The organism is Actinomadura terrae (assembly GCF_022751215.1).
GTDB lineage: Bacteria > Actinomycetota > Actinomycetes > Streptosporangiales > Streptosporangiaceae > Spirillospora > Spirillospora terrae.
Genome location: NZ_JAICDG010000001.1, coordinates 1,296,262 through 1,310,627 on the forward strand (window position 1 = coordinate 1,296,262; position 14,366 = coordinate 1,310,627).

The following is a 14,366-nucleotide window of genomic DNA, read 5'->3' on the forward strand; positions in this document are numbered from 1 at the left end:
TGCCCGCTCAACTTCCCGCAAGTGCGCGCTGTCCACGATCCCAAGTCGGTGCCAAGTGGGCGGCAAGGGGGCGGAGCGACTCTTCTCAGGTCAATGGAGATTGTCTGGGGGAGTTGTGATGTCCCGTCTGCTCTACCGCCTCGGGAGGGCCGCCGCGTTGCGGCCGTGGCGGTTCGTCGTCGTGTGGCTGGTGCTCATCGGGGCGATGGCCGGGATCGCCGGGGTCGCGGGCGGCGCGCTGCACGATGACTACACGCTGGCGGGGTCCGGGTCGCAGCAGGCCCGGGACCTGCTGGAGGACCGGTTCCCCGCGTTGTCGGGCGCGGACGCGCGGGTCGTCGTACACGCGAAGTCGGGCACGGTGGACCAGGCGGCGCTCGGCCGGGCGGGCGCGGAGCTGCGCAAGCTGCCGCACGTCGCCGCCGTGGATCCGCCGCAGCCGTCCAAGGACGGCGCGACCGCGTTGATGACCGTCCGGTACTCGGTGCCGGTGACCGACCTCAAGCCCAAGCCGACGCTCGAACTGCTGCGGGACGCCACGGACGGCCTCGACAAGGCCGGGTACCAGGTCGAGTTCGGCGGGCAGGTGCCCGAGAACGTGACGGCGCCCGGCGGTGTCGCCGAGGCGGTCGGCATCGTCGCGGCGCTGGTGATCCTGCTGCTGGCGTTCGGGTCGGTCGTGGCGGCGGGGCTGCCGCTGGCCGTCGCGCTGGCGGGGCTCGGCGTCGGGGTGTCGGCGATCACGCTGCTCGCGACGTTCACCAACGTGGCGACCACCGCGCCGACGCTGGCGATCATGGTCGGGCTCGGCGTCGGGATCGACTACGCGCTGTTCATCCTCACCCGGCACCGGGAGGGCCTCGCGGAGGGGCTGGACGTCCCCGAGTCGGTGGGCCGCGCCATCGCCACCGCGGGCATGTCGGTGATCTTCGCGGGGTTCACGGTGCTGCTGGCGCTGTGCGGGCTGGTGCTGTCGCGGATTCCGGTGTTCATGACGATGGGCTTCGCGACCGGGCTGGTCGTGGCGGCGACCGTGCTGAGCGCGGTCACGCTGCTGCCCGCGGTCCTCGGCCTCGCTGGACGGCGGGTGCTGCGCCGCCGCGACCGGGCCGTCGGCGCGGTGATCTCGGCGGAGTCGCCCCGGGTGCGCAGGTGGGCCGAGCACGTCGGACGGCACCCGTGGCCGTGGCTGGTCGCCGCGCTGGTGCTGATGCTCGCGCTCGCGGCGCCGATGCTCGGCATGCGCACCTGGCCGAGCGACGCGAGCAGCGAGCCGACGTCCAACACCGTCCGGCAGTCCTACGACCTGGTCGCCGAGGCCTACGGGCCGGGCGCCAACGGCACGTTCCTCGTCGCCGCTGACCTCAAGAAGATGGACGCCTCGGCGCTGCCCGGCCTCGGCCAGAAGCTGGCCCGCGTCGACGGCGTGGTCTCGGTCGCGCCCGCGCAGCTGTCGCCCGACCGCAGCGCCGCGGTGATCATCGTGACGCCGAGGTACGGCCCGCAGGACGAGGCGGTGACCGGGCTCGTCGACCACATCCGCGCCGACGTCCTGCCGCCGGGCACGGAGGTCACCGGGTTGACCGCGACGTATGTGGACCTGTCCCGGGTGCTGGCGGAGCGGCTGTGGCCGGTGATCGGCGTCGTCGTCGCGACCTCGTTCATCATGTTGATGATCGTCTTCAGGTCGGTGCTGGCGCCGCTCAAGGCCGCCGCGATGAACCTGCTGTCGATCGGCGCCGCGTACGGGGTGCTGACCGCCGTGTTCCAGTGGGGGTGGGGCGCCGAGCTGCTCGGTCTGCCGCACAGCGTCCCGGTGTCCAGCTTCATCCTGTTGCTGATGTTCGCCGTGCTGTTCGGCGTCTCGATGGACTACGAGGTGTTCCTGCTCTCGCGGGTCCGCGAGGAGTGGCTGCGCAGCGGCGACGCGCGCGGCTCGGTGTCCACCGGGCTCGCCGCGACCGGCCGGGTGATCACCAGCGCGGCGCTGATCATGGTCGCGGTGTTCCTCGGCTTCGCGATGGACCCGGGCGTGGTCATCAAGCAGATGGGCGTCGGGCTGGCGGCGGCGGTGGCGCTGGACGCGACGATCGTCCGGCTGGTGCTGGTGCCCGCGACGATGGCGCTGCTCGGACGGGCGAACTGGTGGCTGCCGAAGCCGCTGGCCCGCGTGCTGCCGAACATCGACCTGCACGGCGCCGCCCCCGCCGGAGACGCCGAGCGCGAACCCCAGCCCGCGTGACCGCCCGGTGATCGCGACCTAGCGGGGGCCCGGACGGCCGGTCGTCATGTCCCGGTTTAGGCTGACCGGGACATGACGACTGCTGTACGCGTGCTCGGAGCCTTCGGTGCGGCGGTGGACGGCGCGCCCGTCGATCTCGGCGGCCCCCGCCAGCGCTCGGTGCTCGCGCGCCTGGTCGTCGCGCACGGCCGGATGGTCCCGGCCGAACGGCTCGTCGAGGACCTGTGGGGCCGGGCCGCCCCGCCGCGCGCCGCCGCCGGGCTCCAGTCGTTCGTCTCGCACCTGCGGAGGGCGCTGGAGCCGGGCCGCCCGCCCCGCACCCCGGCGCGCGTCCTCGTCACCGAGCCGCCCGGGTACGCGCTGCGGCTGCCGGACGGCGGCGTCGACGCCTGGTCGTTCGACGCGCTGATCGACGAGGCCGGGGGGCTGCTGGCGGAGGGTGATCCCGCGCGGGCGCGGGATCGGGCGCAGGGCGCGCTCGCGCGCTGGCGCGGCCCCGCCTACGCCGAGTTCGCCGGGCTGCCCTGGGCCGCCGCCGAGGCCGCCCGGCTGGAGGAGCGGCGCCGCCTCGCGGTCGAGCGGCGGGCCGAGGCGATGCTGCGGCTCGGCGCGGCGCCCGAGGCCGTCCCCGACCTGGAGACCCACACCGCCGGCAACCCGCTGCGTGAGGAGGCGTGGCGGCTGCTCGCGCTCGCCCTCTACCGCGCCGGACGCCAGGGCGACGCCCTCGCCGCGCTCCGCCGCGCCCGCGCGACCCTCACCGAGGAGCTGGGCGTCGATCCAGGCCCGGCCCTGCGCCGCCTGGAGTCCGACATCTTGGCGCAGGCCCCGTCCCTGGACACGGCGGCGGACGCGCCGCGCCCGGTACTGCGGATCGCGGCCGAGCCCGAGGAGGGCGCGCCGCCGGTGATCCGGGGGACCGCGTTCGTCGGACGTGAGCCGGAGCTGGCACGGCTCGACGAGGCCGCGCGCGCCGCCGCCGCGGGACGGCGCGGCATCGTGATCGTCGGCGGCGACGCGGGCATGGGCAAGACCGCCCTCGTGGAACGGTTCGCGCGGACGCTCGGCGACCGCGGCTGGACCCGCGCCTGGGGCCGCGCCCCCGAGACCGGCGGCGCCCCGGCCGCCTGGCCCTGGGCCGAGCTGCTGCACGAGCTGACCGCCGCCGTCCCGCCCGAACCCGCCCTCGCCGCCCGCCTCGGCCCCCTCCTGGACGACGCGGCGGCCGGGCCCGCGGCGGCCCCGGGAGCCGACGCGGGCACCGGGCGGTTCCGGCTCCACCTGGCCGTCGGCGACTACCTCGACGAGGTCGCGGGGCGGGCGCCGCTGCTGCTCGTCCTGGACGACCTCCACTGGGCCGACGAGGAGACGCTCGCGCTGCTGACGCGGCTCGCCGAACGGCTCCGGGACCGTCCCGTCCTGCTGGTGACGACGTTCCGGCAGACCGAGGTGCCCGAGCGGCTCGCCGCCGCCCTCGCCCTGCTCGCCCGGCACGAGCCGGAGCGGATCGACCTCGGCGGGCTGTCGGTGCCCGAGGTCGCCGCGCTCGTCCGCGACACCTGCGACGCCCGCCTCGGCGACGCCGAGCTGTCGGCGATCGCCGAGCGGACCGCCGGGAACCCGTTCTTCACCCGCGAGACCGCCCGGCTGCTGGAGGCCGAGGGCGTGTCCGCCGCGACCCGCCGCGTCCCCGCCGGGGTCGGGGACGTGCTGCGCCGCCGGATCGCGCGGCTGCCCGAGCCCGCGCAGGCCGTCCTGCGGGACGCCGCCGTCGTCGGCCGGGACGCCTCCCTCGGCGTCCTCACCGACCTCGCGGGCGACGAGGACACCGTGCTCGACGCCGTCGAGGCGGGGCTGGCGTCCGGGCTGGTCACCGAGCCCGCGCCCGGAAGGATGCGGTTCGCGCACGCCCTCGTCCGCGACACCCTCTACACCGGGATCTCGCGGGCCCGCCGCGTCCGCGGCCACGGCCGGGTCGCCGCCGCGCTGGAGCGGCACAGCCCCGACGAGGTCGCCGCGATCGCCCACCACTACCTGGAGTCCGGCGCCGACCCTGACAAGGCGGTCCGGTACGCGCGGCTCGCCGCCGAGGCCGCCGAGGCCCGCTTCGCGCACGCTGCCGCCGCCGACCTGTGGGTCCGCGCCGTCGAGACGCTGCGCGCGCGGGGCCCCGAGGCCGTCCGCGACCGGTTGGAGGTCGAGGTCGCCGCGATCCGCGCGTCCGCGCTCGCCGGGGACGTCGTCGCCGCCCGGCGCCGCCGCCAGGACGCGATCGCCGACGCCCGCGCGTTCGGCGACGTCCGGCTGCTGGCTCGGATCATCGTCGCGTTCGACGGCCCCACGCTGTGGACCGCCCGCGAGTACGGGACGCTCGACCAGGCCGTCGTCGACGCCACCGGCGAGGCCCTCGACCGGCTGCCCGAGAGCGAACCGGAGCTGCGCGTCCGGTTGCTCACGACGCTGGCGATGGAGATGGAGGGGCAGCAGCACGACGTGGGCGTCACCGCGTCCGAGGAGGCCGTCGCGCTCGCCCGGGACCTCGGCGAGCCCGAGCTGATCGCCGTCGCGCTCAACGGCCGCTACATGAACTCCTACCGCACGGCGGACGGCCTCGCCCGGCGCAGCGCGATCGCGACCGAGCTGCTCTCGCTCGCGCGCGAGCACGACCTCGCCACCTACCTCGTCCTCGCGCACCTGCAACTCCAGCAGGTCGCGATCGCCGCGCTGGACCTGCCCGCCGCGAGCCGGCACCTCGCCGAGGGCGCCAGGCTCGCCGACCAGTACGGGCTGCCGCTGCTCGCGCAGATCGCCGCCTGGTACCGGAGCCTCCGGCAGGCGTTCACCGCCCGCCCGGACGTCGCCGAGCGCGCCTACGAGGAGGTCGGCGGCGCGATCGGCCGGGCCAGCATCTGGTTCAGCGAGCGCGGCATGCTGTTCCTCGCAGCGTTCTGCGTGCGGCTCGCCCAGGGCCGGGCCGGGGAGATGGCGGACGAGGCGGCCTGGCTGCACCGCCAGTGGCCGGGCATCGAGCCCATCGCCGACGTCCACGCGCTCGCGATGGCCGCCGCCGGACGCGCCGCCGAGGCCCGGGCCGCGGTGGCCGGGACGGGGCCCGTCCGGCTCGACTACTTCTTCGACCTCGCGATGGCCATCCGGGCGCACCGCGCGATCGCCCTCGACGACCGCGACCTGGCCGAGGCATGCTACGCGGCGCTCCTGCCCTACGAGCAGCACGTCACCGGCGGCGCGACCGCCGTCGCCACCATCGGGCCGGTCGCGCACGTCCTCGGCGACCTGGCGCTTTTCCTGGAACGCCCCGCGCACGTCGCCGCCGCCCACTACCGCGAGGCCGCCGAAGTGGCGCGCCGTCTGGGCGCCGACCACTGGGTCGAGAAGGCCGACGACGCCCGGCTGTGTTGTGTAAAGCCCCGGCCCACGACCCTCGCCTGGCGGCTCGGGTCGTGACCGTGCCTTGGCGAGTGCGGCATCGCTTCGCGATCTTCCCGGTGGGGCTCGCCTCCGGCGTCGCCCCACCGCTCAGGTCACGCACTCGCGCGATCGCCGGGAACATGCCGTGGACGAGGCGGGTCGGCGGTTAGGGGACAATCGGGGGTGTGACAACGCTGGGAGACATGACCGACCGACCGCTGGCGGGCGAGCACCGCGCCGGGTTCGCCTGCTTCGTCGGGCGCCCGAACGTGGGCAAGTCCACGCTGATGAACGCGCTGGTCGGCACCAAGGTCGCGATCACCAGCAGCCGTCCGCAGACCACCCGGCGCGCGATCCGGGGCATCGTGCACCGGCCCGGCGCGCAGCTCGTCGTCGTCGACACCCCCGGGCTGCACAAGCCCCGCACGCTGCTCGGCGAGCGGCTCGACAGCCTCGTCCGCTCCACGCTGACCGAGGTGGACGTGATCGGGTTCTGCGTGCCCGCCGACCAGCCCGTCGGCCCTGGCGACAAGTACATCGCGCGCGAGCTGGCCGCCGTCAAGAAGACGCCGGTCGTCGCGATCGTGACCAAGACCGACCTGACACCGCCCGAGCGCGTCGCCGAGCAGCTCCTGGCCGTCGGGGGGCTCGGCGAGTTCGCCGACATCGTGCCCTGCTCGGCCGAGAACGGCTTCCAGGTCGAGCTCGCCGGCGACCTGCTGATCTCCCACCTGCCCGAGGGCCCGCCCCTCTACCCCGAGGGCGACCTGACCGACGAGCCCGAGCAGGTCCTGGTCGCCGAGCTGATCCGCGAGGCCGCGCTGGAGGGCGTCCGCGACGAGCTGCCGCACTCGATCGCCGTGGTCGTGGACGAGATGGCGCCCCGCGAGAACCGCGGCAAGCGCGACGACCTCGTCGACATCTACGCGCACCTGTTCGTCGAGCGGTCCAGCCAGAAGGGGATCATCATCGGCCACAAGGGCGCCCGGCTCCGCGAGGTCGGCGCCGCCGCCCGCCGCCAGATCGAGGCGCTCCTCGGCACGAAGGTGTTCCTCGACCTGCGCGTCAGCGTCCTCAAGGACTGGCAGCGCGACCCCAAGCAGCTCCGGCGCCTCGGCTTCTACGACTGACGGGCTTCTACGACTGAGTTGATCAGTCGGGCTTTGGCCAGGACCTCTCCGGCCGGTCCTCCGGCGGCGGCTCGTCCTCGCTCCGAGGCTGTTCCTGGGGCTGTTCCTGCGGCTGGGGCCAGACGGCGTACTCGCCGTACTCGCGGTGCTGCCCGTATTCGCCCTGGGACCACGCGTAGGGCTGGTCGCCGTGCGCGGGCTCGGCGCGCGGGGCCAGCACGCGGTCGCTGATCGGACGGGCCAGGCTGCACCCGATCAGCAGCAGGGACGCCGCGACCGCCAGGTACCAGCCGTAGCGGACGGAGATCTGGTAGCCGACGTCCAGCCCGCCGCCCGGCACCCCGCCGGGCAGGTCGTCGCGCACGCCGCCCAGGCGCAGGACGAAGACGCCGCAGGTCAGCAGGGCCAGGACGGCGGGGACGGCGGCGAGCCCGCCGATCCGGGGGTCCCGGCCGAGCAGGTCCCAGCAGGCCAGCACGATCGCGACCACGGCCAGCGCCGGGACCGCGACGACCAGGTCGTCGGCGTCGATGCCCGCCACGCTGCCGACGTCGCGCGAGAGCGAGCGGCCGAACAGGTCGACGACCACCTCCGCCCGCGCCCACGGCAGGAACGCCGCCACCAGCAGCGTGGCCGCGGCGGCGATCATGGCGAGGTCCCAGAGGGCGCCGTACCGCCGGGACGGAACGGGGTCCGGCGGCGGAATCGTTCCCTCGGCGGGGCCCGCGGGCGCCGGGGAGCCGTCGTCGGGCGGCAGGAACGACGGCCGCGCGGTGGAGCGCCCGGACGGGCGTGCGCGCGTGTCGTCCGCGTCGGAACCCAGGTCACCGGTCATGGACCCAGCGTAAGGGGCGCGCCCGCGTTGCCCGGGACGGCCACGACGCGGCTCCCAGGTCGGTAGTTTGGAAAGCGTCCGATATGGGAGGAGAGCCCCGGTGTTGCTCGTTTTCGGACTGACGGCGGTGTTCCGTACGGTCAGTGACGGCACCTTCCACTGCCCGCACTGCGGCGGCGACCGTGCCTACCGGAGGCGCTCCGGACGCCGCTGGCTCACCGTGTTCTTCGTCCCGCTGGTGCCGCTGTGGCGGCTCGGCCAGGCCGCCGAGTGCCGCACCTGCCGCCGCCGCTTCCCGGTGTCGGCGCTGCGGACCCCCACCGCGCAGCAGATGGCGGCGGCGCTGCCCGCGGGCATGCGGGCCGCCGCGACGCTGGTGCTGCGCGCGGGCGACCCGTCCGACGGGACGGCCCGCGCCCGCGCCGCCGCGACCGTCCTCGGCTACGGCGAGCCCGGCTACGACGACGCCGACATCGACGCCGACCTCGAACTGCGGGCCGAGCTGCTGGAGCGCGACGTCGCGCGGGCGGGCGCGCAGCTCGCCGTCGAGGCCAAGGAGTGGTTCCTCGCGCAGGTCGTCCGGATCGGGCTGGCCGACGGGCCGCTCGGCGACGGGGAGCGGCAGGTCCTGCACCGGATCGCCGAACTGCTCGGCATGTCCCGGGCGTACGCTCTCGGCGTGATCGTGATGACGGAGGGGGCGGCACGGTGACGGCGGGCGGCGCGGCCGGGCGCGCCGGCACGGCGCTCGTCCGCGATCCCGGCCCGCGCCTCGCCGACGGGATCGTCGTCCACCGGGAGCGCCGCGCGGTGGACACCGCGCTCGCCGCCCGCCAGCACGCGGCCTACGTCGCGGCGCTGCGCGAGGCGGGCTGGCGGGTCCGCCCGGTCGCGCCCGCCGACGCCCACCCCGACGCCGTGTTCGTCGAGGACGCCGTGGTCGTCTGCGGCGACCTCGCGGTCCTCGGCCGGTCCGGCGAGACGCGCCGCAGGGGCGAGGTCCCCGGCGCCGAGGAGGCCGTCCGCGAGCTCGGCCTGCGGATCGAGCGGATCAAGGAGCCCGGCACCCTGGACGGCGGCGACGTGCTGCACGCCGGCGACACCGTCTATGTCGGACGCGGCGCCCGCACGAACGAGGAGGGCATCTGCCAGCTCGCCCACCTGCTGGGCGGGCGGAGGGTCGTCCCCGTCGACACGCGCGGCTGCGTGCACCTGAAGTCGGCGATCACCGCACTGCCCGACGGGACGATCATCGGCGTGCCCGAACTCGTGGACACCTCCGTCCTGCCGTGCATGCGGGTCGCCGGCGAGCCCGCGGGCGCGCAGGTCGTCGTGCTCGGCCCCGGGCACGTCCTGGTCTCGGCGGCGGCGCCGCGCACCGCCGCCCAGCTCGCCGCCGACGGCCTGCGCGTCACGACCGTCGACATCAGCGAGTTCGAGGCGCTTGAAGGCTGTGTGACCTGCATGTCCGTGCTCGTCCCGGAATGAACGCCCGCGAGACCGTGTTGTCTCAGCATCCGGGACGTCATTTCCGTAAGCCGGATGCGATCTGTTAACTTTGCAGCGTGTCGCGTGTGCTGCTCCTCCTTAGCGGCCGCAGCGGGGGCCTGTGACGAGGTCGGCTCCCTCGCTGCGGAGCTTTGACGTGTCGGACGTCGGCCGCAGGATCCGAGCAGAGAGACCACCACGGATGTACCCGCAGCAACAGCCCTCGGGCATGCCCTTCCACCGCTACCGCCCGTTCGAGCCCGTCCGGCTCACCGACCGCACCTGGCCCGACCGGGTCGTCACCGAGGCGCCGCGCTGGTGCGCGGTCGACCTGCGCGACGGCAACCAGGCGCTGATCGACCCGATGGACGCCGACCGCAAGCTCAGGATGTTCGAGCTGCTGGTACGGATGGGCTACAAGGAGATCGAGGTCGGCTTCCCCGCCGCCAGCCAGACCGACTACGACTTCATCCGGCAGATCATCGAGGAGGACCGCGTCCCCGAGGACGTGGTGGTCCAGGTCCTGACGCAGGCCCGGCCCGAGCTGATCGAGCGGACCTTCGAGTCCCTGCGCGGCGCCCGCCGGGCGATCGTCCACCTGTACAACTCGACGAGCACGCTCCAGCGCCGCGTCGTGTTCGGGCAGGACCGCGACGGCATCACCGCGATCGCCGTCGAGGGCGCCAAGCTGTGCGCCAAGCTCGCCGAGGACATGGGCGACACCGAGATCCACTTCCAGTACTCGCCGGAGTCGTTCACCGGTACCGAGCTGGACTACGCCGTCGAGGTCTGCAACGCGGTCAACGACGTGTGGCGGCCGACGCCCGACCGCAAGGTCATCGTGAACCTGCCCGCGACCGTCGAGATGGCCACCCCGAACGTCTACGCCGACCAGATCGAGTGGATGAACCGGAACCTCGCCTACCGCGACTCCGTCATCCTGTCGCTGCACCCCCACAACGACCGCGGCACGGCCGTCGCCGCCGCCGAGCTCGGCTACCTGGCGGGCGCCGACCGCATCGAGGGCTGCCTGTTCGGCAACGGCGAGCGCACCGGCAACGTCTGCCTGGTCACGCTGGGCCTGAACCTGTTCACCCAGGGCGTGAACCCGCAGATCGACTTCTCCGACATCGACGAGATCCGCCGGACGGTCGAGTACTGCAACCAGCTGCCCGTCCACGAGCGGCACCCCTACGGCGGCGACCTGGTCTACACCGCGTTCTCCGGCTCCCACCAGGACGCCATCAACAAGGGCTTCGACCACCTCAGGCGGGACGCGGCGGCCGCCGGGACCCCGGTCGACCAGTACCGCTGGGAGATCCCGTACCTGCCGATCGACCCGCACGACGTCGGCCGCACCTACGAGGCCGTGATCCGCGTCAACAGCCAGTCGGGCAAGGGCGGCGTCGCCTACATCATGAAGACCGAGCACTCGCTGGAGCTGCCGCGCCGCCTCCAGATCGAGTTCTCCCGAATCGTGCAGCAGCACACCGACAGCGAGGGCGGCGAGGTCACCGCCGAGCGCATGTGGGAGATCTTCCAGGCCGAGTTCCTGCACAACGGCCCCCGCGTCGGCCTGCTCGCCCACCGCGCGAACTCCCGGGTGGCCGAGAAGGACGCGCTGAGCTGCGACATCCGCCTGGAGGGTGAGATCCGCGAGATCGAGGGCGTCGGCAACGGACCGGTCTCGGCGTTCGAGGACGCCCTCGCGTCAGTCGGGATCGGCGTCCGCGTGCTGGACTACGCCGAGCACGCCATGGGCGCCGGCGGCGACGCCCGCGCCGCCGCCTACGTGGAGTGCGACGTGAACGGCACGTCGGTGTGGGGCGTCGGCATCGACGGCAACATCGTCACCGCGTCGCTGAAGGCGATGCTGTCGGCGGTCAACCGGGCGGACCGCGCCTGACGCCGGGCATGCTGATGAGGCGGCCCGTCCCGGCGGGGACGGGCCGCCCCGGTCTTCCCAGCGCCCCCCAACGTTCGAGCGCCCCCCAACGTTCGAGCGCCCCCCAACGTTCGAGCGCCCCGTCTTCCGAGCGCACAGTCCATCGAGCGCACAGCCCATCGACCGCACAGTCCATCGGGCGCCCGGTCGTCCGAGCGCACAGCCCATCGAGCGCCCGGTCCATCGAGCGCCGGCCGGTGGGCGCCGGTCAGCGGGCGTGACCCAGGACGTGGTGGACCAGCTCGCGGAGCGGGCCGTGCAGCTGGGCCTCGCCCACGGTGGCGTGGTCACCGTCGATGTCGATCTCGTAGAGGAACTGGTCGGGGATCCGGCCGGGCGGCGGGACCCGTTCGAGATCGACACGGTCGACGAGCCTGGCCAGCAGGGGATCGCGGACACTGTCGGACTCGGCCCGCTGCTCGATGCCGGCGAAGCCCCCGCTGCGGACGACTGTCACCTTCACTGCGTTTTCCGTTCCGGCTCACTCACGGTGAGACGCCTACCCCGTCCCACGCCTCGCGTACCGACCGGGTCTCGCCGCCGTCCGCGCCGTACAGGGCGGTCGCGGTCGCGATGGTGGCGGCGGCGAAATCCTTGAAGTCGCTGTCGGACTTCAGTTTGCCGCCGGTGAGCGTGTCGTACCAGACCCGTCCGGCCTTTTCCCAGGCGTGGCCGCCGATGGAGGTCGCGGCGAGGTAGAAGGCGTGGTTCGGGATGCCGGAGTTGATGTGGACGCCGCCGTTGTCGCGGTTGGTCTGGACGTAGTGGTCCATGTGGGCAGGCTGGGGGTCCTTGCCGAGCCGCGGATCGTCGTAGGCGGTCCCGGGCGCCTTCATCGAGCGGAGCGCGACCCCGTGCACCCCCTTGGCGAGCAGGCCCGCGCCGATCAGCCAGTCGGCCTGGTCGGCGGTCTGGTTCAGGTGCCACTGCTTGATCAGGGACCCGAACACGTCCGACACCGACTCGTTGAGCGCGCCGGACTGGCCGTAGTACTCCAGGCCGGCGGTGTACTGGGTGACGCCGTGGGTGAGCTCGTGGCCGGTGACGTCGAGCGGGCCGGTGAACTCGGTGAACAGCGTGCCGTCGCCGTCCCCGTAGACCATCTGCTCGCCGTTCCAGAACGCGTTGTCGTAGTTGGTGCCGTAGTGGACGGTGGAGATCAGCGGCAGCCCGGCGCCGTCGATGGAGTTGCGGCGGTAGGCGGCCTCGAAGAAGTCGAACGTCACGCCGAGCCAGTCGTAGGACTGGTCGACGACCTTGTCCCCGGTCGCGGGCGCGCCCTCGGTGCGGACGGTCCGGCCGGGAAGCTGCTCGCGGTGCTGCGCGTCGTGGATCGTGCGGTTGGGGACGAAGTCCTCGTTGGGCTCCGGCGCGGTGGGTGCGAGCGTCCGGCGTTCGGAGGAGTAGAGCGAGGTGATGGCCAGGGTCCGGCGGGCGCGGGCGCGCAGTGCCGGGTCACCTGCGTCGGTAGCGATGCGTTCCAGCATGTGCGGCGGCACGATGTGGCATCTCATGCCACAACGCTGCCATTGCAACGTGATCCAGACCACGTTTTCACAGGGGACGGTGGCGGCCAAATCCGGTCACGTAACGTAATGGCAACAGAACCAAGGGAGATCGACTGGGGGACTTGTGAAGATCCTGGGGAGATGACCGGCCTGGCAGCGGCGGGGGCCGGGACGTGCGCCAGAATGAACGGGTGACCCTCTACCGCGACGAAGGCATCGTCCTGCGCACCCAGAAGCTGGGCGAGGCCGACCGCATCGTGACGGTGCTGACCCGGCGCACCGGCCGGATCCGCGCCGCGGCGAAGGGCGTCCGCAAGACCAAGTCCAGGTTCGGGGCGCGGCTGGAGCCGTTCACCCACGTGGACCTGCAACTGTACGAGCGGCGCTCGCTCGACCTGATCACCCAGGCCGAGACGCTCCGGCCGTACGGGGAGGGCCTGGTCGCCGACTACCCCCGCTACACGGCGGGCACGGCGATGCTGGAGACCGCCGAGCGGCTCGCCGGCGACGAGGGCGAGCCCGCGCTGCGGCAGTTCCTGCTGCTGGTCGGGGGCCTGCGCACGCTGGTGGAGCGCAGCCACGATCCGCGCCTCGTCCTGGACGCCTACCTGCTGCGATCGCTGTCGGTCGCGGGCTGGGCCCCGGCGCTGGACGAGTGCTGCCGCTGCGGCACCCGCGGCGGGCTGCGCGGGTTCGCGATCGCCGCGGGCGGCGCGGTCTGCGCGAACTGCCGCCAGCCCGGCGCCGCGACCCCGGCGCCGCCGACGTTCGCGCTGATGCTGGCGCTGCTGCGCGGCGAGTGGGAGTACGCCGACGGCAGCGACCCGCGCCACCGCGCCGAGTGCAGCGGCCTCGTCGCCGCCTACCTCCAGTGGCATCTGGAGCACGGAATCCGTTCCCTGCGCCACGTGGAACGCGGCACCGACACCGGCGGACGCGGCGGCGACGACACCAACGACGACACCTACAGGGAGAGAGTTTGAGCAGGCCCGTCTCGCCTCCGGAACCGCACAGGGACGGCGCCACGCCGCCCCCGATCCCCGCGGACCTGGTGCCCCGGCACGTCGCCATCGTCATGGACGGCAACGGCCGCTGGGCCAAGGAGCGCGGGCTGCCGCGCACCGAGGGGCACAAACGCGGCGAGGACTCGCTCTTCGACGTGATCATGGGCGCGATCGAGCTGGGCGTGCCCTACCTGTCGGCGTACGCGTTCTCGACCGAGAACTGGAAGCGCTCGCCCGACGAGGTGCGCTTCCTCATGGGCTTCAACCGGGACGTGATCCGCCGCCGCCGCGACCAGCTCGACTCGATGGGCGTCCGGGTGCGGTGGGCGGGGCGCCGGCCGAAGCTGTGGCGCAGCGTGATCAAGGAGCTGGAGACCGCCGAGGAGATGACGCGCGGCAACGACGTCCTCACCCTCCAGTTCTGCGTGAACTACGGGGGCCGCGCCGAGATCGCGGACGCGGCGGCCGCGATCGCCCGCGACGTCCGGGACGGGCGGCTGAACCCCGACAAGATCAACGAGAAGGTGTTCGCGCGCTACCTCGACGAGCCCGGCATCCCGGACGTCGACCTGTTCCTGCGCTCGTCGGGGGAGCAGCGCACGTCGAACTTCCTGCTCTGGCAGTCGGCCTACGCGGAGATGGTGTTCCTCGACACGCTGTGGCCCGACTTCGACCGCCGCCACCTCTGGCACGCCTGCGAGCTGTACGCCTCCCGCGACCGCCGCTACGGCGGCGCCCTCCCGAACCCGGTGGCGCCCGCGGCGGCCACCTGACCCCCGTCGAGG

The 14,366-nt window shown here is 73.8% G+C and carries 11 protein-coding genes; 8 read left to right on the forward strand and 3 right to left on the reverse strand.

Features of this window, described 5'->3' with window-relative positions:
- The first annotated feature begins 118 nt into the window (after positions 1-118).
- From K2F47_RS05740 to era, 3 genes are all read left to right on the forward strand, one after another.
- Complete coding sequence (locus K2F47_RS05740; protein ID WP_242901668.1) at positions 119-2,242, forward strand: MMPL family transporter; 2,124 nt, start codon at positions 119-121, stop codon at positions 2,240-2,242.
- Positions 2,243-2,314: 72 nt separating this feature from the next.
- The gene (locus K2F47_RS05745; protein WP_242901669.1) at positions 2,315-5,707 is read left to right on the forward strand and encodes an ATP-binding protein; all 3,393 of its coding nucleotides are present in this window, start codon (positions 2,315-2,317) and stop codon (positions 5,705-5,707) included.
- Between the two features lie 167 nt (positions 5,708-5,874).
- Positions 5,875-6,801 carry a GTPase Era gene (gene era / locus K2F47_RS05750; protein WP_242901670.1) on the forward strand — a complete coding sequence of 309 codons (927 nt, stop codon included), beginning with the start codon at positions 5,875-5,877 and terminating at the stop codon, positions 6,799-6,801.
- A 22-nt stretch (positions 6,802-6,823) separates the two neighbouring features.
- Here era and K2F47_RS05755 read toward each other — a convergent pair whose 3' ends face one another.
- Positions 6,824-7,636, reverse strand: a complete 813-nt coding sequence (locus K2F47_RS05755; protein WP_242901671.1) for a hypothetical protein — start codon at positions 7,634-7,636, stop codon at positions 6,824-6,826.
- A gap of 100 nt (positions 7,637-7,736) precedes the next feature.
- Here K2F47_RS05755 and K2F47_RS05760 point away from each other — a divergent pair, with 100 nt between their 5' ends.
- The 3 genes from K2F47_RS05760 to leuA all read left to right on the forward strand — a co-directional run bounded on the left by K2F47_RS05760 (position 7,737) and on the right by leuA (position 11,030).
- Positions 7,737-8,348, forward strand: a complete 612-nt coding sequence (locus tag K2F47_RS05760) for a zinc ribbon domain-containing protein (protein WP_242901672.1) — start codon at positions 7,737-7,739, stop codon at positions 8,346-8,348.
- Entirely contained in the window at positions 8,345-9,124 is a 780-nt protein-coding gene (gene ddaH, locus K2F47_RS05765) for a dimethylargininase (RefSeq protein WP_242901673.1), read from the forward strand. The genes K2F47_RS05760 and ddaH overlap by 4 nt, the downstream gene beginning before the upstream one ends.
- A gap of 202 nt (positions 9,125-9,326) precedes the next feature.
- Positions 9,327-11,030, forward strand: coding sequence for a 2-isopropylmalate synthase (gene leuA, locus K2F47_RS05770; RefSeq protein ID WP_242901674.1), 1,704 nt, complete (start codon positions 9,327-9,329; stop codon positions 11,028-11,030).
- Positions 11,031-11,277: 247 nt separating this feature from the next.
- On the opposite strand, the gene K2F47_RS05775 is transcribed toward leuA, so the two are convergent.
- Positions 11,278-11,532: a protealysin inhibitor emfourin gene (locus tag K2F47_RS05775; protein ID WP_242901675.1), complete on the reverse strand. Its 255-nt coding sequence runs from the start codon at positions 11,530-11,532 to the stop codon at positions 11,278-11,280.
- A gap of 22 nt (positions 11,533-11,554) precedes the next feature.
- On the reverse strand, positions 11,555-12,583 hold the full coding sequence (locus K2F47_RS05780; RefSeq protein WP_242901676.1) for a M4 family metallopeptidase: 1,029 nt from the start codon (positions 12,581-12,583) through the stop codon (positions 11,555-11,557).
- A 185-nt stretch (positions 12,584-12,768) separates the two neighbouring features.
- On the opposite strand from K2F47_RS05780, the gene recO reads away from it, so the two are divergent.
- Positions 12,769-13,560 carry a DNA repair protein RecO gene (gene recO, locus K2F47_RS05785; protein WP_242901677.1) on the forward strand — a complete coding sequence of 264 codons (792 nt, stop codon included), beginning with the start codon at positions 12,769-12,771 and terminating at the stop codon, positions 13,558-13,560.
- Complete coding sequence (locus tag K2F47_RS05790) at positions 13,557-14,354, forward strand: isoprenyl transferase (protein ID WP_242901678.1); 798 nt, start codon at positions 13,557-13,559, stop codon at positions 14,352-14,354. The genes recO and K2F47_RS05790 overlap by 4 nt, the downstream gene beginning before the upstream one ends.
- Positions 14,355-14,366 lie beyond the last annotated feature (12 nt).